Source organism: Caldicellulosiruptor obsidiansis OB47 (assembly GCF_000145215.1).
Classification (GTDB): Bacteria; Bacillota; Thermoanaerobacteria; order Caldicellulosiruptorales; family Caldicellulosiruptoraceae; genus Caldicellulosiruptor; species Caldicellulosiruptor obsidiansis.
This window is the reverse complement of record NC_014392.1, coordinates 264,319-288,842: the sequence shown is the minus strand read 5'-3', so window position 1 is coordinate 288,842 and position 24,524 is coordinate 264,319. Positions and strand designations below refer to the sequence as shown.

The following is a 24,524-nucleotide window of genomic DNA, read 5'->3' as shown; positions in this document are numbered from 1 at the left end:
TGGGTATTATACATCACTCAGCCCTTTTTTAATCTTTTCTTTGAGCATCCTCTGGAACAGATACAAGAACATTCCAATTGTATCAACCCCAACATCAACCGGGCTTGGACCTCTTCCTGCAACAAATATCTGGTGAATTTCATCTGTTACAGCATAAAGAAAAGAAAATATAAAGCTCTTTGCAGCAGATTTTTTATGGCCATTTCCTCCTGCAAGAAAAGCTCTGTAAAATAGCATGCAAAGCACAAAGTACTCTGTGACGTGTGCAAGTTTTCTTACACAAAATTCAAAACTTTTTCTGTTTGCATCTGTGATTATATCTTTTCCTGCAAAAAATTCAACTATCCTCTCACACAAAGCTGCCACCGAAAAACTTTTTTGATGAGAGATTACCCCTTCCTGGGAAGAAAAATAAAAAATTACTGCCATCCACAAAAATACAAGCACCCATCTTATGTAAAGTTTTATGTTTGAGTTCAAATTAGCTCTTCTCCTCTTTTATTTGCAGCTTATATGCCTTGGTAAAGTTATATTATAATTTTTATTATAACGCTGCAGTGAAAAACCTTCCATACACCAAGGTGCGAAAATTTCTATATAGATTTTAGGTGCTTTTACCAGAATACAAAAAAGCGTCCCTTTTTTGAAGCGAAACTAAAAACCATGGTTATTTAGAATCAAAATCTTTGCAAAAGCTCTAAAAGTTTTCTGTCAAGCTTGTGGCCATAAAAATCTTCATATTCCACATCTTCTCTTCCTGAATCGATTATTCCGAATGGACCTCTCAAATTCCAAAGTGCAATGCCAATGTCAAACTCTTTTAAAATTTCAAGAACATCTGAAAGCCAACTTATAACAACTTCATGAGGGGTGTACTTATATGCCCCTCCCTCGCCGCAGATAACTCCAACTCCAAACGACATAAGCCTTGCCCACTTCTCGTAATGTCTTTTTAAATATGCCTTGTCTACAACCTCACCATTTTCGCGCACAAGTGGCCATGAAGGTTTTTTAAAATTTTGGCTACCCTCAACCCACTCTGCCCCCCAGTGGCTTATTTCAAATGGGATATATACTCTGCAGCTTTGCGCAACACCAAGATTTGTAAGTTCCATAACCGGTTCATTACCATAATCAACACCATCTACTATAATAAGTCGTTCCTTGTCAATCTCTCTTATTTTCTGTGTTGTATATGTCATAACACGTATAAAATCCTCTTTTGTCATTTCATAGTCTGAAAAAGCTCTCGGTTCATTTAAAAGATTAAAGCTTAAAATTTTCGATGATATACCCTTGTACCGTTTTGCAAATGTCTGCCAGTAAGATACAAAAAGTTCAAGAGGTTCTTTATCTTTCCAGAGATTGTATCCCTGTTTTGTTTTTTCGTTAACACAGTAGCCCGGTGCACCGTGAATGTTAAGACATGTATGGATTTTGTACTTTTCTCCCCACTCAATTACCTTGTCAATCATCTGCAAAATCTCTTCTTTTATATCTGCGCTGCCCTCAATATATCAGTTTCTGTAGTTCATGGGGATTCGCGCAAAGTTAAACCCCCATTCGCTCATCCATTTAAAGTCATCCTCAAAAAATCCTAAGATTCTGCCAGGGACAAAAAGTCCCAGAAGGTTAAAACCTTTGTACCTTGGTAGCTTGTTCAATCTTTCCAACCTCCTTGCTCTGCAAAATAAAATAAAAGGAAAGGGGGGTTTAAAGTCCCTTTCCTTTCAATTTTAAATTTTTTCATACATGAACTTCCTCTAATTTCTTCACTTTATCTATCAAATCTTTTACCTCAGAAAGTCTCTCTAAGATGAGCACTATCGAAGACACAGCATCGTAGTAGAAGAAATAATTAATCCCTTGTTCTAAGACTGCTTTCATATAGTCTCTTATCTCATTCCCAGTGTATTTTACTGGCACATCCAAAAGCCTGTCCACATCGTTTATAAATGCTTTGAAGAACTCTGGCAAAATCATATGGTCATTTTTGAACTTTTTCATCTCAAGCCACGCAAGCAGCATCTTGAGCTTTTCACCGTACACTGTGCAGTCTCCCAGCATCATGATAAAGTGTTCTCCCTGGCGGTCAATCAAAAACCCTGCGTCATACTCATTCTGCACACACATATTTTTCAGATTCTCTATACACTGCTTTGAACCGCCACTTATCAAGGTAGTCTTTAAGCCATATCGCTCAGAAATCTTATCAAAAAGCGAAATTATAGATTTGTCTTCTGAAACTATGCAAACTTTTAACCCTTTGAACTTGGAACTTTCGAACGTCTCTTCAAGCCTTGCAAAGTACATCTCAAGCGGTGATGAGATAAGTTCATTGACAAAATTGATGTTTGAAGAGGTTCTAAAATCGCATGTGACAAACAAATTTTCAATCTTTCTTTCCAATGACTTGTCAATGTTCATACCATTTTGGTCAAATATTTCAATCCTTATGCTATTTCCTCTTGAGCGCACATAGATGCCTGCATCGTAATAGTCCTTGACAATATATCTGAAGATTGGAAGTATTATTCCTCTTGTCCTGTAAAGCCTTGTACCTGTTACCTGGCAACCTGTTTCAATAGCTTTTCGAATAACGCTGCTCTTTTCTGTATAGTCGTCGCCAATTAAAATCCTTGCGTTTTTGTCAAAGACAGAACCGATGGAATTCCCAAGTTTTATAGCAAACTGGGGTGTTATCTCCTGATTAAAATCACCTGTAATTCCCCGAACCCAAAATACGCTCTTTATTACCTCTGTCCCCCAGTAGATGTTTTCATCTATCACTGTGCCAGACTCAATTGTCTTCTCAGGCCAGATTTTTGCCTCTGCTTTGACTTCAACAAAATCTTTTAAAAGGTTTTTCTCACCGACGACCGCTTTTTCAGAAACTCTCACATAATCTTTTAAGATTGACCTGCTGCAAATCACACAGCCTTTCAATTCACAGTTTTTACCTATAAAACTACCGTTCCACAGAATAGCTCTTTCAAGCTTGCTTCCTTTTGCAATCTTTACCCCATCACCAATTACACAAAACTCGCCTATTTCAACATCGTCTTCTATCTCACACTCACTTCCAATAAACACACTTTGGCTTATCTTTGCGTTTGGTGAAATGTTGGATTCCTTTGAAATTCTGGGACTTTTCAGATCAAGGTCAAGTATTCCACCCAGCCTGAACACATCCCTGTGAGCCTTGATGTAGCTTCCTACATCTCCAATATCGCACCAGTACCCATCCATTCTAAAACCAAACATTGGCACGTTTTCTTTTAAGAGCTTTGGAAATAAATCCTTGCTAAAATCAAACGGTCTTCCATCTTCAATATAGTCAAGTATTTCTGGCTCAATTATATATATCCCTGTGTTTGCAAGGTTTGAAAATACTTCACTCCAGGAAGGTTTTTCAAAAAACCTCTGGATTCTTCCCTCTTCGTCTGTAAGAACAATACCATACTCTATAGGTATTTCAACCTCTTTTAAAACAATGGTAACTTTGCTTCTTTTTTGTTTGTGAAACTCTATAGCTCTTGTAAGGTCTGCATTTGTAATTCCGTCCCCGCTCAAAACAACAAAAGTCTCATCCAAGAACTTTTTTGCGTTCCTGACAGAACCTGCTGTGCCAAGTGGTCTGTCCTCGACAAAGTGCTGGATACGAACACCCCACTTTTGCCCATCCTCAAAATAGTTGATTATCTTGTCAGGATGGTACTGAAGAGTTGTTGCAATCTCAAAAATGCCATGTGCTTTAAGAAGCTTTACCGCATACTCCATCACAGGTCTTCCAAAAAAAGGTATCATCGGCTTTGGAAGTGAAACAGTCAAGGGTCTTAATCTTGTTCCAGACCCGCCTGCCATTATAACACCTTTCATAACTTTTTGAGACCTCCTCCTTTTACTTTAAAATTCTCCTCTAAAGTGCTGAAAACCACTCCATCTTTTTTGCCTCTGTGACAATCATTTCGTATACGCTTTTTAGCCTTTTTACAATTTTGTCCCATGAATAAATTTCTCTTGCATCACTTTGTGCCTGCCTTGAAAGTTTTTGACGAAGAAGGTCATCTTTTAAGAGAAGCAAAATCATGTCGGCAAGTGAGTTCGGATTTGCGCAGTAAAAAGTAAGTCCATTGTGAAGGTGCTTTACAATCTCAGAAAACCCGCCAATGTCAGAAACAACCGGGACACAACCTGATGCCATTGCCTCTAAAGCAACTATCCCAAAAGGCTCGTAAAGACTGGGAAACACTGCAATGTCAGCAATTTTGAAAAGCTTTTTTCTTTCGTCATCTGTAACAAATCCGGTGAATAATACCTTGTGTGAAAGTCCCAAGAAATGTGCCTTGGAGTAAAGCTCACCTGTCATTGGACCGTTGCCTGCAATTACAAGCTTTACATCATAAAAATTGTCAAGTACTTTTCTAAAAGCATCTATCAAGATATGAATCCCTTTTTCATAAACATGTCTTCCAATGAAAAATATTATCTTTTCACTGTCCAAAGCATACTTTCTTCTAAAATCCCAATCAAATGGCACTTGCGCAAACTCTTCAAAGTCTATTCCATTGGGAATGACAATGCACTTGTCAGGTGTTAAGCTAAATATCCTTTCACACTCATTTTTCATATACTCAGAGTTGACAATTACCTTCCACGCCTCAAATGTAAGCCACCACTCAACATTGTGAATAAACCTCTGCATATCTGTGTATATCCCACCGTTTCGTCCATGCTCTGTTGCATGAATTGTGGTAATCAAAGGTATTCTAAGTGCATACTTTACTATACGCGCAGCAAACGCGCAAAGCCAATCATGTGCGTGAATTATATCAAACTTACCCTCCTTTTGAGCAATATATATAGCCTTTTCAGCAAGTGCCATGTTCATCATCATAACCCAGTCAATAAAATTAAGGGAATTTAGAGGATACACCGGAACTCTAAATACTTTGAGGTTTCCATAATCTTCTGTTCTTTCATAGTCTTCTGAAATGGTAACAACATAAACAGTGTCTTTTTCTGATAGCTTTTGTGAAATGCTTCTAACAACTCTTGAGATGCCACCAACTATTCTTGGCGGGTATTCCCATGTAAGCTGCAGTATTCGCAATCATTCATCCCCTTTCTGACAGTTTATTTCTTTGGTTTTATATAATTTATACCACTTTGTGCAAAGTTATAACAAAAATGCTTCTGTAATTTTAATTCCTTTGTCTAATATTATTTTCTCCAAATGCTAATACTTTAAGTTTATAAATTTTTACTCGGGACTAGTTTTCAAAAAATAAGCAATTTGCACAAACATTTTATTTGAACTTTGTAATTATTGATGTTGTTTTTTTTTTCTTTTGCTATATTGAAAATATCGGTTTAATTTTTAAAATACAACTTTAGAGGAGGGGTTATGTAGAATGCAGGTGTATGTTGTAAGAAAAAGTCCTATACAGGAATTAAAAGAGTTTGGCGGAAGAGTTTTAAATGGTGTGAAAGAAGGCGTCAAAGAAATCATAAATGATATAGAAAGAACAGCGATAGCTTCAGGTTTGGAAAATGGCATTAAAGGCGGTATTAGTGGCTACAAACAAATCAGAGAATTTAATGCTGTAATGAAAAATGGATATACATTAAGAGGAATAGGACAAGCTGGCATGTCTGGAGCTGTAAGTGGTTTTGCAAAAGGAGTAATTAAATCACCTGGAATTGCCGGATGGATATCAATAGGTTGGTCATTTGGAGAAGGTTTTGTTAGAGGTTGGAGAGAGTATGGAAAATAAAAAAAGTTATTTTAGTTGGATCGTAGCTGGATGCATTACTTCTATACTGCTCGTTTATGCTGTTTACTACTTAAAAGACTCTTCTTACTTTAAAGAAAATCCTTTAAACAGAATTATTCAATTGTTGATTGTAGTTGGAATAGTAGTTGGTGCAATAATTGATGCTAAATGTATTGAAAATTCTAACAAAGTCCATCTTAGAATTTTATTAAATAACTTTCTGTTATTTTTAGTTTTCTTTTTTCTACCTCTAAACATTGGTCTTTTAGTTTTAAAAATAATACCAAGCATAAAAGACTTGGGAGCTTTTATCTTGCTTGAAATTTTTTTCACATATTCTGTTCTGCGTTCTAATTACTTATATATTCTTAAATTTAAGAATTACAAAAATTATGCAAAAATTATTATATTATCTGCTCTTTTGTTAGGAATTTTCTTGGGAATAATATTCCCTGAAATAGAAGGTATGTATAGATATTTATTAATTTTTGTTTTTGTTACAATACTTTTTGAGGTATTAAATTTTACATTGAGATAAATTTTTTTATTTTAATGTAATGAAAAATAGATATATGTTTAAGAGGAGTAGAACAAGATAGTTTGTCCAGTGCTGCAAGTGCTTTTGTAAAAGAGATAATTAAAACATTTGAATATGGAGAATATTTTACAACTGGTATATCTTTTGTAAAAGGATTTGTCCGAGGTTGGAATGAATATGGCAAATAAAACTAAATATCATTTTTTGAATTGGGCACTCAGCGGAATTATTTTTTCACTTTTAGTATTGATTTTATTCTATCTGAATAGAAACTCATCAATTTCGAAAGGTAATATTGAAAATAGAATTGCACAACTTTTTATTGTGGTTGGAATAGTAGTCGATAGTATATTAGATTTGTCAGCAGAACAGAATCCAAATGGTTACTCAAAGAAAATTTTAATAAAACCTGTGGTATTTTTTATCACTTTTTCTTGTGTGTTTAATATTGGTCTACTTCTGCTTAGAATAATATCTTCACTAAAACTTCTTGTAATGCTAATAATATTTGAATTTTTGTTTTCATTTTTTACTATTCGCTTTTTTCATTTAGAAAAAGTTAAATTTTGTAAATATAAGAATTTTGGCAAAATAGTGGTTTTCTTTATACTTGCGGCAATAATATTCTTTGTAATATTCATTCCATCTTTAGAAGGTATTGGTTTGTATATTGCAATATGTGTCGCTGGTATCGTTTTTTTTGAAATACTAAATATGGTATTGAAATAAATCAGTACAAAAAACGCTTGGTGACTATATTGACTTTTGAAATAATTATAAAGTGCGAGGTAAATGCTAATGAATCTTTATCTTCCTTTAGACACATTTCAAGAAATAAAAATCATAACAGGAAACAATGTCATTGAATGCAAGAGAAACAGCGATTTCATCAATATTTCAACTTTCTTAAAAGAAAATGAACCTTTTATTATTGTGTGTAATGAACAATTAATATTTTCTACAACTACTAAAAAACTAAAAAGATTAAAAGAAGAGTTGAAAATAGAAAAAGTAAAAATTGGTTTGGAAACCTTCAAAACTGAAGATGGATTTTTAAAATTATTGCATGAAACTTATGTTCTTTTTGGCAATGATAAAAAGTTTGTAGTATATATTGAACTAATTAACCCTGTTGATACATGCCCTATTATTATCGAGATAAAAAAGGATTCTGAAAAATGTTATTTCTCCTTAGCTAATATTCCACCAGGAGAAGAAAACAATAATTACTTAATAAAATATGCAGAACATATCATTCTTGACTTTTCTCAACTAGAGGAAGCAACATACGACGTTGAAATAAAATTTATTGATGGCGAAATGATTGGAAAAACAACCTTTAGATATCAACCTTCAAAAATGAGATTGGAGAAATATTTACCTTATAATCCTGTGTAATAGTGAACTACCATCCACCTAAAGAGGTGGAGGCTTCGTGAGAAGTTTGGTAGCAGCTAAGCTACCCTTATTCTCACAGGGTGGTTCACACACCCACTACTGACTATCTGCTTCTTTGCAGACTCGCCAGCTACCTTCGCAAGTATATTTAGCGCTCCATTTATATCTGCATTTACTACATACCCACAATCTTTGCACACGTATAGCCCTCTCTGCTTCCTGTTACTTTTCTTGACTGTCCCACACCTGTTACATCTCTGCGAAGTGTAACTCTCTTCCACTTCTACATACTCTAAACCATAATATTCACACTTTGCTTCTAACTTTCTCTTGAACCTTTCATATGGTATGTTCACAAAGTTTTGATTGTTTACAGCCCCAAGATTTATTTTCTGCTTTATATCTTTCATTTCCCCAATAACTACTGTACCTATTTGATTGTTCAGACAATGCTTGATTATATAATTGACAGCTTGATTCAAAAAGTTGTCAATTATATGCTGTCTTCTAAGACAAATCCGAGCAAGTTTTTTGCCGTATTTAATATTTTGCTTGCTATATATCGACTGGAGTCTTGCCTTTTGTTTGTTATACCATCGGTTGACTGATTTTATATACCTGCCTTCTATTAAAAAGGCAGTCCCGATGGTATCAACTACTGCTGCAAAATTGTCAAGACCTAAATCTATTGATAAGTACCTGCTTTTATCAAGATTATAATTCTGTTCTTCTTCTTCATACACATACTCAATCTCAAACCATTTGCCATGAAACCTTGGCACTATCCTGACTTCTTTTATCTTTTTGCCTCTAATGTTTTGTGGCAGGTCAAAATACAAATACCTTACTCCAAATTCCTTGTAGAAATTTCTGCCAAGACTGAGTCTCAGTTTATTCCCTTCTACCTTGAACTGGTCTTTAGGAAAAACAATCTGGTACATCCCTTCCTTTGGCAGGTATGTCGGTATTGAAATTTTTTTATCTATTCTCCCTTCTTTTTTAGCTTTCAAAAGACTTAAAAAAGATTTAAAAGCTTCGTCCACAGAAATAAGAGTTTGCTGGGCAACCTGAGAAGGCAAAAGTCTGTAATTTTCGTTTTCCTTCACAAGATGATATATGCTTTCATATGGCAGATATTCCTGAGTTTTAAAATAGTGTTGCCTTATATGATACAAAGCATAGTTGTACAAGTTTTTAGAAAAGTGACATAACATACGCAGAAGTTTGTATGTTTGTTTGTCACATCTTATATGATTTTTCTGTGTTTTGTACATCTGAAATCACCCAAAAATATTGTATCATACTTTTAGCAATTCATCTCCCACCTTAAAGAGGTGGGAGTCTTCTTGCTAAATTTTTGATAAAACTAAAAGACCAGCTGTGTTTAAAACAAACAAGCTGGTCTTTATTTTTATCACTAATTTATTCATAAAGATACAACACATACATTGCATGAGACCATGCAAGAGGTACAACCCATGCGGGCTTGCCAGTAAGTCTGTCAACCTGTTCTGGAAAAAGTCCATTTGAAAGGCTATGTTCTTTTGCCCACTCAAAAAGTTTTTCTGCCTCATTTACCTGTCCTGTTTTTTTATAGTATATCGCAAGCCAGAGTGTTGTCAGTATCCATGGATTCCCACCAATGTATTTATCATCGGAATATCTTTTGTAGCCACCCACAATCTTGTTTTGACACTCCCTTTCAATAGCCAAAATGGTAGCTTTAAAGGCTTTATCCTCCGCATCTATCATTTCAAACGGATAGTAAACCCCCAGCATTGAAATGTCAACAATCTCATCTTGTTTTTTGAAATAATAGGTTATCTCATATTTTTCGTCCTTTTCTGCGTACCTGTTCTCTTCAGGAAGTTTTAAAAATTCCTCATGTGAAATTCTAACATCTGTTGACCTTACATACCGTGAAAGTTTAGGACTGTAAAATCTTGTTGCCATCTGATTTTTTATTGCCTTTAGCTTCTTTTCAATTTCACTTTCAAGCTCAGGAAAATATTTTTTGGCTCTTTTCAGCGCTGCATATATGCTTGCATTTGAGTAAAGATGAATTCCTTCTCTTTCTTCCCACAGATCAAAACTTCTAAAGATAACCCCTTTTTCGCTGTCTACTGCAGCTGTCAAAAACAGCAGTGCTTTTTTGAGCTGTCCCCTATACTCTTCAATCAAATGCAAGGAATTTTGTTTTTCGCAGTGGTTCAAAAACCCCCACACAACAGATGCTGTTTCATCAATTTGAATTCCCCAGCTTGGTGCCAAAGTTCCATCTGTATAATACCTCTGGTCCCAGAATCCTTCTTTTTCCTGACAAGAAAATTTAAACCCAAAAAACTTTTCAACCTCAGCTGAAAGTCCCATTGCATCCATTGCATTTGTTATAAACGCAGCATCTCTTCCCCACACAAAACCATAACCGCCACAGTGGAAAAACTTCTCGTCAACCTCAGATGCAGCCAGTATTCCACCTGTTTTGGAGTTCTGCAGTACATAAAATAAATATGCACTTCTTTTCTGAAGCTGCATATCTTTTGGGTCTTGTGTGCAAATGAGCTTTACTTTTGAGAATTTTTTTTCCCAGAAGGTTTTGTTTTGCCTAAAAATTTGGTCATACCCCTTTTGTTTTAAATAAGAAAGTTTTTGATAGACTTCATCTTTTGAGTTTCCAAAAGTAAGAAAACATACAATCCTCCCTGTGTTTTTAAGTTTTACAGCAATTTGCGGGTTTGTTGCTTCAAGCCATCCTTCTAATTGATTATCGTTTGCATCATCAATTCCGTGTTTTACTGTAAAGCTTTTTACTTTGTCTTCAAATGCAAGTCCTATATATATGCCTTTAAAATACGCATAGATTATTTCATTTTCCTTATCAACCTTTGCAGCATTAAAAAGACTTGAGGAATTTATCATAGGTTCTAAAAAAACATAAAAATCTTCAAAGTCAGTCTCCCAAAGACGAACCAAGCTGTCTGTTTCAAAGTCAACAAAGTCAAGCTGAAAAATTGTTTTGTCTGCAATTTTATACTCAAAAAAATACGCAAAGTCATCCACAAATCCACTTTTTATTTTGAAACTTTCATTTTCGAAAAACACAAGCCCATCAAGAAAAATGGCTGCCAAAAAGAGTTTTAGCTGCTGATAATAATCTACTGCAGGCCAATAAAACCTTTGCAATATACCATTTGAATCAAGCTGCCCTAAAACCTTTGTATTCCCAATTATGGCTTCTATAACATGTGCTTTCTTCAATATAATCCCTCTTTCTTCTTATTCAAATTGTTGTGCAAACATTTGCAACAGTTTTATTATATCAAAATATTACTCGGCTTTGCATTCAACAATTTTACCAATTTTTATTTTTCCCTTCTTTCTTCATTAAAAACAAAACCCTCTCTGGCATTGAATTATTCTCATTGCACAAATTTAAAACATGTCATATGCCAGAGAGGGTTACAAGAGTATTCTGTGTAGGAGTAATTAAGTCTACCTTATCACCATTTCAATCAAATCATAAACCCTGCCTACCTGAGCACCATTTAAGCGAATTTTGTACTCCTTATCAGGTCTTGCAAAGATAAAATTCTCTTCAATATCCTTATCAGCTTCAACTATAAGGCAAATTGTAGGAGTTTTGGGTTTTATTATAATATAGTCATCTTTTATCTCGTACTCAAACTGACACGGTTTTAGTTCAAGGTTTACTGGTTTTTCAAATACAAAGTAGTTTTCATATTCAACTCCATCAACAAAAAGGCTTACAAAAACTATACTCTCCAAAAGGCTTTCATCAACTTTTTTCCCTACAACAGTTGCTTCAAACTGCTTTGGAATATAAGTAAACCTTCCTTTTAAAATATTTAAGTTTTCTACTTCTTCAGAAAATGCTTCAACCACACCATTTTCAGGAATTTCTATAGCAAGGTTTTTCTCATATAACTTTTGTCCATCAAAGTTCCAGATAGCAATATTGAGCTGACCCTGTTTTGGCACAAGTTCATCACTAACAACATAAACCTGTAGTTTTCCATTCTCATATTCAACCACTGGCAAGAACTTTGTAAATATCCTTTTTGACTCATAGTAAAGCGCTTTTCTTCTTTTTAGATAGTCAATTGACGACCATGAGATGACTGGCCAGCAGTCATTTAGCTGCCAGTAAAGAGCTCCTGCTGTTTTAAATTTATTTTTCCTGTAGTGCTCAACTGCAAGCTTTATAGCCTCTTTTTGAATAAACTGTGACAAATACACAAAAGAATCAAAATCTTTTGGAAGACCAACTGAACCTGCCATATACCTTATTAACCGTTCCAAGCCTTCTTCTTGTTTTTCGTGCATTCTCAAAGTCCTTGAAAAGATTGTCTGGTCTTTAAGAGGAATATATCTTTTCATTGTGTCAAGGTGTGCAGCTGCCTGAAATCCAAACTCGCTCACAAACCTCGCATCGTCGTGCTTGTAGTAAATATAGTCTTTCCAGCCAGCCCAGATATCCCATGTATGCTTGTCACCAGCAGTGCTGCTATTTGGGTGCTCCCCACCATACGGGCTTGAGATGTGATATGGTCTTGTTGGATCAAGTTTTGCTAAAATTTCAGGAAGCACCTTTTTGTATATCCTATTTCCCAAAAATTCTGGGTCGCCGATGTGCCACCAGTCCACAAAGCCCCAGTTGTTTTCGTTATTTCCACACCAAAGCACTATACATGGGTGGTTCCTTAGGCGTTTTATCTGATATTCTGCCTCTTTTTTGAAATTCTCAACAAAAAAGTCAAACTCATCAGGATAGATGGCACATGCAAACATGAAATCCTGCCACACCATTATACCGTTTTTGTCACACTCGCTATAGAACCAGTCATACTCATAGATTCCGCCGCCCCAGACTCTGAGCATGTTCATGTTTGCATCTTTTGCCATCCTTATGAGCTGTTTGTAATCATCCTCTGTGAGTCTTGGAAGAATTGAGTCTGCAGGTATCCAGTTTGCACCCTTTGCAAACACTTTAATGCCGTTTATTTCAAATATAAAGCTCTCTCCATATCTATCCTTTTCTTTTATTATCCTAACAGTCCTAAGACCAGTTGTTACTATTTTTGTTGCCTCTTCATTTGATGTTTGAGCCACAATTTTGAAAGTATATAAATTTGGTTCACCATAGTCATTTGGAAACCACAGTTTTGGGTTTTCTATTTCAACCCTCTCTTCAATAAAATACCCTTCTTTTGACTTGTAGACATCTGGTATAACTTTTTTTACATATCCCCCATCAGAGATTTCTATTTCAACACTTCTTGGCTTTTCAAATGAATTTATCTTTGCAAAAACTTTGACCACTGCCAAATTTTCTGATAAGTGTTCTGTTTTGATAAACTCATCTGTTATCTCAAGACCGTTGTTTAGATCTAAATACACACTCTTCCAGATACCTATTTGAAGAATCCTCGGGCCCCAATCCCAGCCATACGAATATTGAGCTTTTCTTATCCAGCTTCTTTGCGGATAGCTGTAGCTTGACTGGTAAATGCTTTTGAGCCTTTCTGCCTCTTTTATTGGTGAAAGAAGCACCACCTTTAAAATGTTTTTCCCTTTTCTAAGCGCAAAGCTCACATCAAATTCATATTTCAAAAACATGTTGTCAGTCTTGCCCAAATAATGGTCATTTAAATAAACCTCAGATACTGTATCAATTCCTTCGAACACAAGCTTTTTAACCTGAAAATCGATATTATCAACAACAAACTCTTTTACATACTCAAAATCTTTCTCTTCCAGCTGGTAAAATAAAACCTCGTTTGTGGCATAAAAAGGATCCGGAAGCTTTCCAAGGTTAATCAAATCAAGCTGGACACACCCTGGCACACTTGCCTCGTAATACTCATTTTGACCAACTTCTCTGAACTTCCATTTCCCGTCAAGATTTATTCTCACAGTTTCTGCCCTCCTGTGTTTGTAAAGTCTCTTAGAATTTATTATAATACTTCTCACAGCAAGTTTTTCTTTCTTTATTTTTAATCTTTATCTCATTTTTTAAGAAATATAATAAGGAGAAAATCTTCTTGTTACCTTTTAAATAGCTATAAATATTTTTCAATGATATTCAAAAAATACACAGGATTTTCTCCAAGGAAGTTCAAAGAAGAAGAGCAAAAATAAAAGCGCTTTTTTCTTTTTTGTGATATAATTTTATGAAAGAGTTTGAAAAAAGCATGTGTGGATGTGTTATGGAATAATTCTAAAGGACCATGAAGAAAGAAGCTTGTTTGAAGCAAGTGTGCTCAGAGAATATCTTGATTTTAGCTATTATTCTGAAATATACAATCAGAAGATTCTTGAAAGTATAAAAAATAAAGAATTTTTTAGAAAAGACTAGAAGGATATTTAGCACAAAGAAGGTGGAAAATGTGAAGATTTTGCTTTGCCAGATAAATCCCATTGTTGGAGATATTGAGGGTAACACAAAAAAGATAATTGAGATTATAAAATCTCACGCAGATGCAAAAATTCTTATATTTCCGGAGTTATCAATCTGTGGCTATCCTCCAAAAGACCTTTTGTTCCAAAAAGACTTTATAGATGCAGTTGAAAAAGCAATTGAAAAAATTGCAAAGGTAGTTGAAGATAGCTTTGTAATTGTAGGTAGTCCAACAAAAAGCCACCATGTTTCAAAACTTTTCAACAGTGCTATTATTCTCCATCAGGGTAAAATAGAAAAGGTTATACACAAGACTCTTTTGCCGTCCTATGACGTATTTGATGAAAACAGATATTTCATACCAAGCCTTGCAAGAGAAGTTGTGACTATTGAAGGGATAAACTTTGGTATAAGTATATGCGAGGATATCTGGAATATAAACAATGATGAAAATGCATTGTATGACATAAATGTGCTTGATGAACTTTATCAAAAGGGTGCAAAGGTGTTTATAAACCTTTCAGCATCACCCTACCACTACACAAAACTTGAAACTCAGAGGCTAAAAGTTTTGAAAGAAGCTGCAACAAAGTATGGTATTCCTGTTATATATGTAAATCAGGTTGGCGGAAATGACGAGCTGATATTTGACGGAAACAGTGTTGTGCTCAGTTCAAGCGGCAAAGTTGTGGCAAAAACAAAAGAATTTGAAGAGGATATATTGGAAATTGAGCTTGAAAAGATTGACAAGATGCCCGAAGTTGAAATACATGAAGACATCTCATGGATAAAAAAAGCACTTGTACTTGGCATAAGAGACTACTTTGAAAAGACAGGAATAACCAAAAAGGCAGTAGTAGGACTTTCCGGTGGAATTGATTCGTCAGTTGTTTGCTGTTTGGCAACAGAAGCGCTTGGGAAAGAAAATGTGCTTGGTGTTGCCATGCCATCTCGATATTCTTCAGAACATAGTTTAAAAGACGCAAAACAGCTTGCAGAAAACCTTGGTATAGAATTTAGGGTTTACTCAATTGAAGAGCCGTTTAAAAGCTATCTTAAAATGTTCAATGGAAGCGAAGTTGCTCTGCAGGACCTTGCAGAAGAAAACATTCAGGCGCGAATTCGCGGAAATATCCTAATGTTTATATCAAACAGGGAAAACCGGTTAGTTCTTACCACAGGTAACAAGTCTGAGCTTGCAGTCGGATATTGCACTCTTTACGGTGATATGGCAGGCGGACTTGCAGTTATATCAGATCTGCCAAAAATGCTTGTGTATGAGCTTGCAAGGTATATAAATAGGGAAAGAGAAATAATACCACATAACGTTTTAGTAAAACCACCGTCTGCAGAGCTTCGACCAAATCAAAAAGACCAGGATACTCTCCCACCGTATGAGGTGCTTGACCCAATACTTGTTGCATATATAGAAGAACAAAAGAGCATAGACGAAATAGTGGAAATGGGATACCCAAAAGATCTTGTACTCAAAGTAATAAAGATGGTGGAAAGAGCAGAATACAAACGAAAACAGGCAGCACCGGGCTTGAAAGTAACATCAAAAGCGTTTGGTTTTGGCAGGCGCATGCCAATTGTCCAGAGGTGGGTGTAGAGGATTGGACTTTCTTTAATCGTCCAATCCTCTAAAATTTTCTACACTTATCTGTTCAGTAATTTTTATATATCCTCACAAAACCTTTTAGGTTTGTTATATCAATAGTATTTCTCCCTGAATCAAGGTCTATATAGTAGCTATTTCCTGTCTTTGTAAAATCAAAGTCAGATTTTATTTTTCCTTGTGTTAACACCTTAACTTGTGCCCTGACATCTTTTCCTACATCAAATGTAATGTCTCCTTCACCTACATTTATAAAAGATGAATTTCCATACCCACTTGTTCTGTTTATCTTTAGCACAACATTTCCTTTTGTTTGTAAAACTTTAAAACTACCGGTATTTTCAATTTTAAGGTTTATGTTCCCTTTTCCATTTGTAACTTGAAAATCTCCACTGACATAGTCAAGCTTGATATCACCTTCACCATTTTTAATGTCAAGCGGCGCATCCGTGTTTGTCACTGCAATGTTTCCCACTCCATTTACTATGTAAACAGAACCGCCTTTAATATCCGAGACACTTACATTGCCGCTGTTGTTTTGAACAACTACTTTGCAGTCCTGCGGAAGGAAAACCTCAAATTCAAATTCTCTCTTTGGATTTGAAACCTTGTTGGCTAAAACTGCTTCGGTGCTGCCGTACGCCCTTGCTTTTACATAAACCCTGTCAAACTCATTTTCAATACTAGCATCCATGTCATCGAAAATCTTCTGAACTTCCTTCTCATTAGGCTCTCCAGTATTGCTGCTGGTTTCATTATATGTCCATATTACTTTTTTGACGTACCTAACAGTAATATCAGATGTGACTTTCCCTCTGATGATAATAGAAGAACTGTCACAGTCAAGGACAAAAGCCTTTCCTTTATAATCTAAAACCACCCACCTTCCTGACTGGGAATATTCTCTCGTTTTTGGCTTCTGAGGCGTGCATGACACAAGCATAAAAAGAATTGCCAGTAAAATAGTTATCAATTTGAACTTCATAAAAATCCCCCTTGAGTTCTCAAAAAAGAAAAGCCAAAACAATTTTTATATAGAAATTGTATAATAAATGTTCCTTTTTGTATACTACCCGACAAACAACTTTGTAAAGTTTCCCTAAAATCTCAAGGGGTACTATTGTCAAATCTCAACAGTCCACGCATACTCATTTTTGTGAATAAAAACATATAGTTTGCTGTTGCCTTTTTCCACAACTTCTGTGGTTATATCGCCATCTTTGAGACTAAGTTTTGTAAAATAGTCCACAATCAAGTGTTTTGCCACATTTGTGTTTTGAGAGATCTTTTCCACAAGGCAGTCTATATATATCTGGTCATTTTGATAAAGTATTTTATCGCAAAGGCTTGTTGTCTCTTTTACATCCACTATATCCTCTTTCTTGACATGTGATACAATCAAAACCTCTGGCACTCTGTACTCCCCAAACCTGTACTTTTTTATATTCACAATAGACGCAATGTACATCTTATTAAAAACCTCATTTTTTGAAAGCTTGTAAGCAATCCAAAGATCATGGTTTGCAATGTATGCTCTTTGGGTATCCACATTTACCGCAATACAGTCTGCTGCTATATGTTTAGGTGTTAAAAATCCCGATATGCACTTGACATACACGCCCCAAAGCCCGATTTTCTTGTTATAGTCTTTTTCAATATTCATCCCATTTTCAAGTATCATCTTTTTCTTGTTCAGGTCTACCGGAACATAGATAATCACGTTCAAACCCCTCCACAATCTTTTGTATTTTCTCTGCAAGTTCTTTCAGTTTAAAAGGCTGTTTTTTTAGTTTTTCACACAGCATTTTAAGCTGAAGAACATTTCCAAATACCAAACAGTCACTCTTTTGGACTGAGTGGTCTATAGAGCCCTTATTGACAACAGCGTCTGAGCCAATGGAAAGCATTGTCTGTTTTATTATGTTTGCCTGTGTGGGTGTCAGGTCTTCTATATATATGTGAAGATACACCATTTTTCTAAGAAGATACTCCTTTGCGTACATGTCAGGCCCTACTTTTTCAATGTACTTTTTTAGCTTTTCAATATTATTTTCCACCAAATAACAGTTCAATTTTAAATTTCTCCTTTCTCAAATTACCCTATATTTTTTTCACTACCTATATTTTAACCTACAAATCTTGACATTTTGATAGTAATAAAGAAGAATCTGCTTGTAATTTTTCCCCTGCCGTGCAAGATAGTTTGCTCCCCACTGGCTCATCCCAAGCCCATGCCCATACCCTCTTGTGTGGATTCTCACTCCCCTTTTGTCAGGGTAAATCCAAAATTCTGTTGAATAAAGCCCAAAGATGCTTCTGAATTGGTTTCCGCTCAAAACGGTATTCCCTACTTTTACAGATTTCACCCGTCCAGCTTTTGTTCTTTCAACTACCTTAATCTGGGAAGATATATTTGAGCTGTCTATTCTCAGCCCGGGAAAATAGGATTTTAATCTTTTTACAAACTCATCATAGGTAAAATAAAACTCACCTGAGAACTTAGGACAGCTTTCCTCGCCACGGCTCACAACACTTTTTAAGTATGGGATGGCCTCTCCAAACACTTCTTTAGCATCCTCAGTTTTACCGCCAGATGCGGCATGAAACAGACTATCTATAATCTGACCTTCGTAAACCAGCACTTGTCCTTTTGTTTCTTCCACAGCCATGCGTATCTTCTTATAGTACCTTTCAAAGTTTTTACCCCACCTTCTCTTCATCTCATCCCTGTCAATGTATGCCTGGCAGTGGGAAAAATCGTCGCAAAGATAGACCTTTTTTTCTTCATATCCTTTGTGCAAAGCTTTACCTACAATCTTTCGCGCAGCATATGTTCTTGAAGCAACTGCCTGGGCTTTTAAAGCCTCCAAGTTAAACTCGGCAGGCATCTCTGCTGCTACAACGCCTATAACATATTCTTCAAGCGAAATCCTTTCAATCCTGTTCTTATTTTTTCTTAGAAGATTTATATAAATATCATCTTTTTGATTTTTGTTCTGTGGCAAAGTGAATGCAGATGGCACGTTCTTGAAATCATCTTTTGAAGGTCTGGCAACAACATTTGCAATCAAAAACACCAAGGTGGCAAGCAGCATCAAGGTTGTGTCAAGCCAAAATGTCTCAAAATTTCTTTTCTTCACTTCTTTTTTCAAGTGCACCTCCAATTTTAAGTACAATTATTGTTACATCGTCTTTAATTAAAAACGAATTAGAAGTAGCCCATTCAAAAATCTGTTTTGAAGCGCTCTGAGTTGAAACAAACTGGTTTTTGGCAATAAATTCTTTCAAAATCCTGTCGCCATCCTCGCCCAACAACTCAAAAAGTCCGTCAGAGAACATAAATATCATGTCACCTTTCTGAAGCTTACAAGTTGAAAAATCAAACTGGGTTTCCGCTTCTATCCCAACCGGAAGAGAGTGTGACTCTACAGTTAAAACTTCATCCCCCCTTTTTATGAACGTTGGCATTGCCCCGGCTTTTAAAAACTCGGACGCAATAGTAAACCTATCTATGCACACAACGTCAACAGATGCAAATTGTTCACCGTTTCTTATGCTAAGAAGCGAGTTTATAAACTTTATGGCAACTTTTCTGTCAAATCCAAGTGACGAGAATTTTTTAAGAGCATCTATCACAATAAAGCTGTTTTCCGAAGCTGTCTTTCCGGTGCCCATACCGTCTGATATGCAGGCTAAAAATTTTCCGTTTTTGAGCTGCAAAAAGCACACCCTGTCACCGTTTATGTTTTCTTTACTCTTTGAATATATAGAATAATCTATCTGCACGTTTGGCTTTTTGATAATGGAAATTGTATATCCCCCTGATATTTTTGGCACCTCTGATATAATTTCTATGTCACAGCCTACAACTCCTTTCACAATCTCTTCTATCTCCATTTTTCGCGGAGCTTTAAACCCATCTTTGAGATCTATATCTATTTGGAAATAGTGATCGTATACAACATAGTCTACCTTCTCAACCTCATAGCCAAACCGCACAAGTTCAAGCTCAATCTCTTTTGATGTGCCCCTATCTTTCTTCATCTCATTTTCAGCCATCTTTGCCGCATCCATCACAATGTCCTTTAAAATTTCTATATGTGTCTTGAATACATTTTCCTTGGGGCTTGATGCCTTTTGAACAAGCTTTGAATATTTCAAAGATTCCAAAAATCCATTTATAACTATTATAAACTCTTTCCATCTTACACACAAAAACTTGAATTCTTTTAAATCCTCTTCTTCAACCCTGCCTTTTTTCAATATCATATTCTTTATCTCATTCAAGCTATGATTTATCCTGTAATAATCTATGTTCCAGCACACATTGGAATTGCTGCAATCTAAACAAAGTTTTTGGCACGTACTTTGAACAATGTTTTTTGCTTCCTCTTTGCAAATTAAAACTGCTGGTTTGCCACAAGCATTTTGCTCTATATTTTCAAGCACAGACGCAACCCCAAAGATCTTTTCCTTTATCATTCTTTGTACCTCCCTCTCGTCAGTACTTTGTAATTTTACAATCTTTTCTAACGGAAACAGGCAAAACAACACGGCAGATATCAAAATCTCACGAAATCTAAGTGTCGGGTTTGACGATATGTAAAACATTGATATGATATATCCGCAAAACCCGCCCAAAGCAATTCCAAACTTGCCAAACCCTTTCATTAGACCTGCCAGAAGGCTTGAGAATGCAAAAACGCATGCCATTTCAATGCTTCTGCACTCTTTTATGCTTTCTAAAAGCCCAATTACAAAACCCATTGCAGTAGACATTATCATTCCGTGAAAAAGTGATACCGAAAAAAGAAGAATAAAAAACAATATATTTTGAATACTCAACAGCGAATCGAGTCCACTTGAAAGTCCCAAAAAGCTCAAAGCCAGAACTACAACCATAACCACCGTCTGATCAGCTGTATATGCTTTTTTGGAATAAATTGCGGCAAAAAACCTCTCAAACATAATTACAGCCCAAAAACACCCAATCATCTCAAGCACAAGATACAAAAATTCTATCGGTGCTTTAGAAAACAGAAAAATAGAAATGCTACCGCTGCTTCCCACACTCAAAGCGCAGAACAGTGCCTTTGAATAAAGGTTCAGGTCAAAAAAATGGTTTATTGTAGTTATCAAAAGAATGGAAAGCACATATTTTAATATTGAGCTTTTATCTGAGCATGAAATTATCCCGAAGATGGAAAAAATTGAGGCTAAATAGTACATGTAATCCCTTTTTTTGAAACTTGCAACATACGCACATGAAAAGAAGCTTCTTGAAAACAGGCTGCATCTTCCAAGCAAAAAGGCTAAAATTAGAACAAAAAATTGTTCTGTTCCAAACACCAAAAATCGGTCTGATATGCTGTTCCTTGAAGTTTTGACTTGGTCTCTTTTAAACTGTAAAACCTCAAGTCTTTCCAAGGCAACATCATCTCCTTTTGTACAAATTCTCAAAAGTCTTTTGTAAACTAATCACCTGCACAATTTATTCTACTTGCCCTCTTGAGTATTTTTTGTTGTAAATAGTAAGATGACCAGAAAATTTTTTACGACAAAAAATAAAAAAAGGGTGCAAAGGTTTTTAAAAACCTTTGCACCCACTTCAAAGAGTCTGCTGACCTGTAAAAAATCTTTCTTTTACTTGCCCATCTTCTCTTTCAGTACTTTTAGCTCATTTAAAATGTCCTCATCGCCATTTTCAAGCTCCTTGAACCTATCTTCCAATGTTTTTGAAGCATTTAAAAGCTCTTCATGCGCCTGTGCCCTTGCCTCTTTCTGTTCAATCTTCTGCGCGTACTTTTCAAACGACTCAAAAGCAGAAGTGTCTGTTAGTTTGCTCATGGTCTGTGTGATTGTAACCTGAGCGTCAGCCCTTTTTGACTTGGCAATGAGCAAATCCCTTCTTCTCTTTGCCTCTTCAATCTTGTCTTCCAGCATCTTAAGCCCGCTCTTTAATTTTTCCACAGCCTCGTGCTGCGCTTCATATTGTTTCTGGTACTCATTTGCAAGTCTCTCATACTCTCTCTTTCTCCTGAGCGCCTCTACTGCAAGCTCATCCTCGCCTTTTGAAACTGCAAGCTCAGCCTTTTTCTGCCACTCTTCAGCAGCCTTTTTGTTTTCTTCAACCTTCTTTTGTAAAATCTTTTCATCTGCAAGAGCGTTTGCAACCTCAGCCCTTGCTTTTTGCAGCTGGTCTTCCATGTCTTCAATCAGCTGATTGAGCATCTTTTCAGGGTCAGCCGCCTTTTCAATAAGATCATTTATGTTTGCCTTGAGAAGCTGGGCAATCTTTTGAAATATCCCCATAGCAGCAAAACCTCCTAAAAATGTAATATTTTATTTTTTATCCAAAAAACTCATCAAAAAGGTCTTTTATGACCTTTTTAATTGTATCGCTTGAACTTGAAAGTGAAGATGACTTAAAAAGCGCATCTGAGACAGCATTCTGGTATTCTATATAGCGTTTTTTGAACTCGTTAAAGTTACATTCATATAAAAGCTCTTTTAAGTTTTTATAATATGAATCAAAAAGATTAGACGACAGGCTAATCTTTAGCCTATTTTTTGCCTCTTCCAAAAATCTTTTAAAATTTTCAAGAAGTCCTCTGCACTCTGAAAACTCTCGTGAAAAGGTAAAAATGGTGTTTTCAAGCTCAGATATCTCTTTTTCTAACTCTTCATTGCTATCACAACTTTCAAGCAAACTTTTCACACGTTCAATCTCAAGGTCTATTTTGTAAAATCTAAAACCCACATTGTCGTAAATTGATACAATTTTTTCAAACCTGTCGACAAGTTCTTTTTGAGGTCTCATCTTTTTCTGAAAATCCTGTGATATTTCATTTTCAATCTGCATAAGTTTTCCTAAAAAGTCTTCTGCCAGGACAATTTTTTTAAAGTCGCTTGACACCTGAAGTTTTAAGAGCAAATCATCAAACTCTTTTTGAAGTTCTAAAGCCTTAGAAGAAGATTTTGAGAGAATTAGCGGATACTTTTCTTCAAACCTCTTTGTTAAAAGCTGGATCATTGTATTTATATATTCGTTTTTCTTGTCATCACCAAGGCTCTTGAAATATTCTATTTTCTCATCAATTCTTTTTATACCCTCAACAGCACTTTTCAAATCATCATCAGAAAGTCTTCTTGTAAGCAGATCATTTATCTTTTGCTTTAGAACCTCCTTATTTTTAACCCCATCTACAGCTATTTCTACCTTTTTAATGTACTCTATCTGTTCTTGTAGTGCCTTTTCAGAATCTTTTAAAACCTTTTCCAGAAAATCTAAATCACTTTTGAGTATGTTGTAGATTGTCAAAAAGGTTTTAAACTCACTGTCTGAATAGCTTTTTTTTATCCCTTCATAGTACTCTTTAAGATTTTTAAAATTTATGGTAACCTCTTCGAACTTGCTCTCAAGTTTTTGACCATCATCAAGTAACTTAAAAAACTTTGCCTTGTCCTCTAAGTTCAAGATCCTGTTTGAAATTGTTTCAAAATATTCTTCCACCTTCTGCAAGTTTTCAAGTCTTCTCATCTTCTCAGCTTTTTTTCTCTTGATAGCAACAGCTACAACAATCACAGCAACTATAAAGAAAAGCCCGAGCAAAAACCACAAAAGCTGTGCCCACAACAATTTTGAAAAGTCTATTTCAACTTTATAAAACCCACCCCACATATTTTAAAGCCTCTCTTTTTTATTTTTAGAAATTGAACACATTCTCTATGTCAAATTCCAGGTTTTCAAATACAGCTGACTTTATAATCCCTTTTTGAGACAGGGTAGCATATTGTATATATACTCCATTATCTAAAACGAAAACCCGGAGAGATTTGTTACGCGGACTTACAATCCAGTACTCGCAAACACCAAAGTAGCTGTAAAGCTGCATCTTTTTTATATAGTCAACAGAAACACTCGAAGGCAAGAGCACCTCAACAATCAGTTTTGGCACACCTTCTTTTTGATATTTTTTACTCCTCATAAATCATTTTAACTGTCATACCACCGTCAACAATTAGATTTGTGCCTGTTATAAATGAGCTTTTCTCAGATGACAAAAACAAGATGGCGTTTGCAATGTCTTCGGGGACACCCACCCTTCCTGCCGGATGCTGAAGATGGTCAACTTCGCGCAGTTCTGGTTCTCGGCGGTATTTTCTTTTCTTGTACCTTGATGTCTCTATCCACCCCGGACTTATGGCATTTACCCTAATTTTTCTGGAAGATAGTGAAATTGCTAAAGAGTGTGTAAGTGCAAGTATACCGCCTTTTGACGCTGAATATGGCTCTGTGTTTGGCTCAGACATCAAAGCTCTTGTCGATGCTATGTTTACAATAGAAGCACCTTCTTTTAAGTACGGCAGAAGAAATTTTACCATTAAATATGGCGCTCTCAAGTTAACATTTATAACTTCATCCCACTCATCAACGCTTCTTTCTTCAATCCACTTTGTTGAGCCTATGCCTGCATTGTTGACAAGAACATCTATTTTGCCAGCAACATCACCAATCTTCTGGCAGACAAGCTCAATCTCTTTTGCGTCTGCCAAGTCACACTCAAAAAAGGTTATCCTGTCTTTGAACTTATCAAAAAAGTCCTGAGAAGCATCTTCAATCGCTTCTCTGTCTTTGTCAATAGCAAACACTTTCGCCCCATTTTCCAGAAAAGAAAGTGCTGTGACAAGACCAATTCCCTGGGCAGCGCCTGTTACCACCACATTTTTGCCTTCAAACTCAGTTATCGAAAGAAAAGGTGAATTCCCCACTTT

The 24,524-nt window shown here is 35.7% G+C and carries 22 protein-coding genes and 1 pseudogene; 7 read left to right on the top strand and 16 right to left on the bottom strand.

Annotated elements, in window-relative coordinates; translation table 11 throughout:
- Positions 1-6 precede the first annotated feature (6 nt).
- The 4 genes and pseudogenes from COB47_RS01135 to COB47_RS01120 all read right to left on the bottom strand — a co-directional run bounded on the left by COB47_RS01135 (position 7) and on the right by COB47_RS01120 (position 5,113).
- Positions 7-480: a VanZ family protein gene (locus COB47_RS01135; RefSeq protein ID WP_013289592.1), complete on the bottom strand. Its 474-nt coding sequence runs from the start codon at positions 478-480 to the stop codon at positions 7-9.
- 197 nt (positions 481-677) lie between these two features.
- A pseudogene (locus tag COB47_RS01130) lies at positions 678-1,664 on the bottom strand (glycoside hydrolase family 5 protein).
- 82 nt (positions 1,665-1,746) lie between these two features.
- Positions 1,747-3,879 (bottom strand): sugar phosphate nucleotidyltransferase, encoded by a 2,133-nt coding sequence (locus COB47_RS01125; protein ID WP_013289591.1) that lies wholly within the window; start codon positions 3,877-3,879, stop codon positions 1,747-1,749.
- 40 nt (positions 3,880-3,919) lie between these two features.
- Positions 3,920-5,113 carry a glycosyltransferase family 4 protein gene (locus COB47_RS01120; RefSeq protein WP_013289590.1) on the bottom strand — a complete coding sequence of 398 codons (1,194 nt, stop codon included), beginning with the start codon at positions 5,111-5,113 and terminating at the stop codon, positions 3,920-3,922.
- 301 nt (positions 5,114-5,414) lie between these two features.
- On the opposite strand from COB47_RS01120, the gene COB47_RS01115 reads away from it, so the two are divergent.
- From COB47_RS01115 to COB47_RS01100, 5 genes are all read left to right on the top strand, one after another.
- The gene (locus COB47_RS01115; RefSeq protein WP_013289589.1) at positions 5,415-5,777 is read left to right on the top strand and encodes a hypothetical protein; all 363 of its coding nucleotides are present in this window, start codon (positions 5,415-5,417) and stop codon (positions 5,775-5,777) included.
- A complete protein-coding gene (locus COB47_RS01110) occupies positions 5,767-6,315 on the top strand; it encodes a hypothetical protein (RefSeq protein WP_013289588.1) in 549 nt (182 codons plus the stop codon). The genes COB47_RS01115 and COB47_RS01110 overlap by 11 nt, the downstream gene beginning before the upstream one ends.
- 62 nt (positions 6,316-6,377) lie before the next feature.
- A complete protein-coding gene (locus tag COB47_RS12730) occupies positions 6,378-6,503 on the top strand; it encodes a hypothetical protein (protein WP_272941042.1) in 126 nt (41 codons plus the stop codon).
- A complete protein-coding gene (locus COB47_RS01105; protein WP_237698948.1) occupies positions 6,493-7,044 on the top strand; it encodes a hypothetical protein in 552 nt (183 codons plus the stop codon). Before COB47_RS12730 ends, COB47_RS01105 begins: the two co-directional genes overlap by 11 nt.
- A gap of 69 nt (positions 7,045-7,113) precedes the next feature.
- Positions 7,114-7,713, top strand: a complete 600-nt coding sequence (locus tag COB47_RS01100; RefSeq protein ID WP_013289586.1) for a hypothetical protein — start codon at positions 7,114-7,116, stop codon at positions 7,711-7,713.
- 56 nt (positions 7,714-7,769) lie between these two features.
- Here COB47_RS01100 and COB47_RS01095 read toward each other — a convergent pair whose 3' ends face one another.
- The 3 genes from COB47_RS01095 to COB47_RS01085 all read right to left on the bottom strand — a co-directional run bounded on the left by COB47_RS01095 (position 7,770) and on the right by COB47_RS01085 (position 13,647).
- Positions 7,770-8,987, bottom strand: coding sequence for an RNA-guided endonuclease InsQ/TnpB family protein (locus COB47_RS01095; RefSeq protein ID WP_013289585.1), 1,218 nt, complete (start codon positions 8,985-8,987; stop codon positions 7,770-7,772).
- 148 nt (positions 8,988-9,135) lie between these two features.
- Positions 9,136-10,971 carry a glycoside hydrolase family 15 protein gene (locus COB47_RS01090; protein WP_013289584.1) on the bottom strand — a complete coding sequence of 612 codons (1,836 nt, stop codon included), beginning with the start codon at positions 10,969-10,971 and terminating at the stop codon, positions 9,136-9,138.
- Positions 10,972-11,205: 234 nt separating this feature from the next.
- On the bottom strand, positions 11,206-13,647 hold the full coding sequence (locus tag COB47_RS01085) for a beta-mannosidase (protein ID WP_013289583.1): 2,442 nt from the start codon (positions 13,645-13,647) through the stop codon (positions 11,206-11,208).
- A gap of 286 nt (positions 13,648-13,933) precedes the next feature.
- Between COB47_RS01085 and COB47_RS12070 the strand changes: the two genes are divergently transcribed.
- Complete coding sequence (locus COB47_RS12070) at positions 13,934-14,089, top strand: hypothetical protein (protein WP_237698947.1); 156 nt, start codon at positions 13,934-13,936, stop codon at positions 14,087-14,089.
- Positions 14,090-14,120: 31 nt separating this feature from the next.
- Positions 14,121-15,743 carry an NAD+ synthase gene (locus COB47_RS01080; protein WP_013289582.1) on the top strand — a complete coding sequence of 541 codons (1,623 nt, stop codon included), beginning with the start codon at positions 14,121-14,123 and terminating at the stop codon, positions 15,741-15,743.
- Between the two features lie 55 nt (positions 15,744-15,798).
- Here the strand turns inward: COB47_RS01080 and COB47_RS01075 are convergent, their stop codons facing one another.
- From COB47_RS01075 to COB47_RS01035, 9 genes are all read right to left on the bottom strand, one after another.
- A complete protein-coding gene (locus COB47_RS01075) occupies positions 15,799-16,734 on the bottom strand; it encodes a DUF4097 family beta strand repeat-containing protein (RefSeq protein ID WP_013289581.1) in 936 nt (311 codons plus the stop codon).
- Positions 16,735-16,872: 138 nt separating this feature from the next.
- A complete protein-coding gene (locus COB47_RS01070) occupies positions 16,873-17,469 on the bottom strand; it encodes a hypothetical protein (protein ID WP_013289580.1) in 597 nt (198 codons plus the stop codon).
- The gene (locus COB47_RS01065; RefSeq protein WP_013289579.1) at positions 17,420-17,821 is read right to left on the bottom strand and encodes a hypothetical protein; all 402 of its coding nucleotides are present in this window, start codon (positions 17,819-17,821) and stop codon (positions 17,420-17,422) included. Before COB47_RS01065 ends, COB47_RS01070 begins: the two co-directional genes overlap by 50 nt.
- A gap of 42 nt (positions 17,822-17,863) precedes the next feature.
- Positions 17,864-18,901, bottom strand: a complete 1,038-nt coding sequence (gene spoIID, locus COB47_RS01060) for a stage II sporulation protein D (protein ID WP_013289578.1) — start codon at positions 18,899-18,901, stop codon at positions 17,864-17,866.
- The gene (locus COB47_RS01055) at positions 18,870-21,176 is read right to left on the bottom strand and encodes a SpoIIE family protein phosphatase (RefSeq protein ID WP_013289577.1); all 2,307 of its coding nucleotides are present in this window, start codon (positions 21,174-21,176) and stop codon (positions 18,870-18,872) included. Before COB47_RS01055 ends, spoIID begins: the two co-directional genes overlap by 32 nt.
- A gap of 216 nt (positions 21,177-21,392) precedes the next feature.
- Positions 21,393-22,061, bottom strand: a complete 669-nt coding sequence (locus tag COB47_RS01050; protein ID WP_013289576.1) for a PspA/IM30 family protein — start codon at positions 22,059-22,061, stop codon at positions 21,393-21,395.
- Between the two features lie 37 nt (positions 22,062-22,098).
- The gene (locus COB47_RS01045) at positions 22,099-23,430 is read right to left on the bottom strand and encodes a hypothetical protein (protein ID WP_013289575.1); all 1,332 of its coding nucleotides are present in this window, start codon (positions 23,428-23,430) and stop codon (positions 22,099-22,101) included.
- A gap of 25 nt (positions 23,431-23,455) precedes the next feature.
- Positions 23,456-23,737 carry a Uma2 family endonuclease gene (locus COB47_RS01040; RefSeq protein WP_049770040.1) on the bottom strand — a complete coding sequence of 94 codons (282 nt, stop codon included), beginning with the start codon at positions 23,735-23,737 and terminating at the stop codon, positions 23,456-23,458.
- Positions 23,727-24,521, bottom strand: coding sequence for an SDR family oxidoreductase (locus tag COB47_RS01035; protein WP_013289574.1), 795 nt, complete (start codon positions 24,519-24,521; stop codon positions 23,727-23,729). The genes COB47_RS01040 and COB47_RS01035 overlap by 11 nt, the downstream gene beginning before the upstream one ends.
- Between the last annotated feature and the right edge of the window lie 3 nt (positions 24,522-24,524).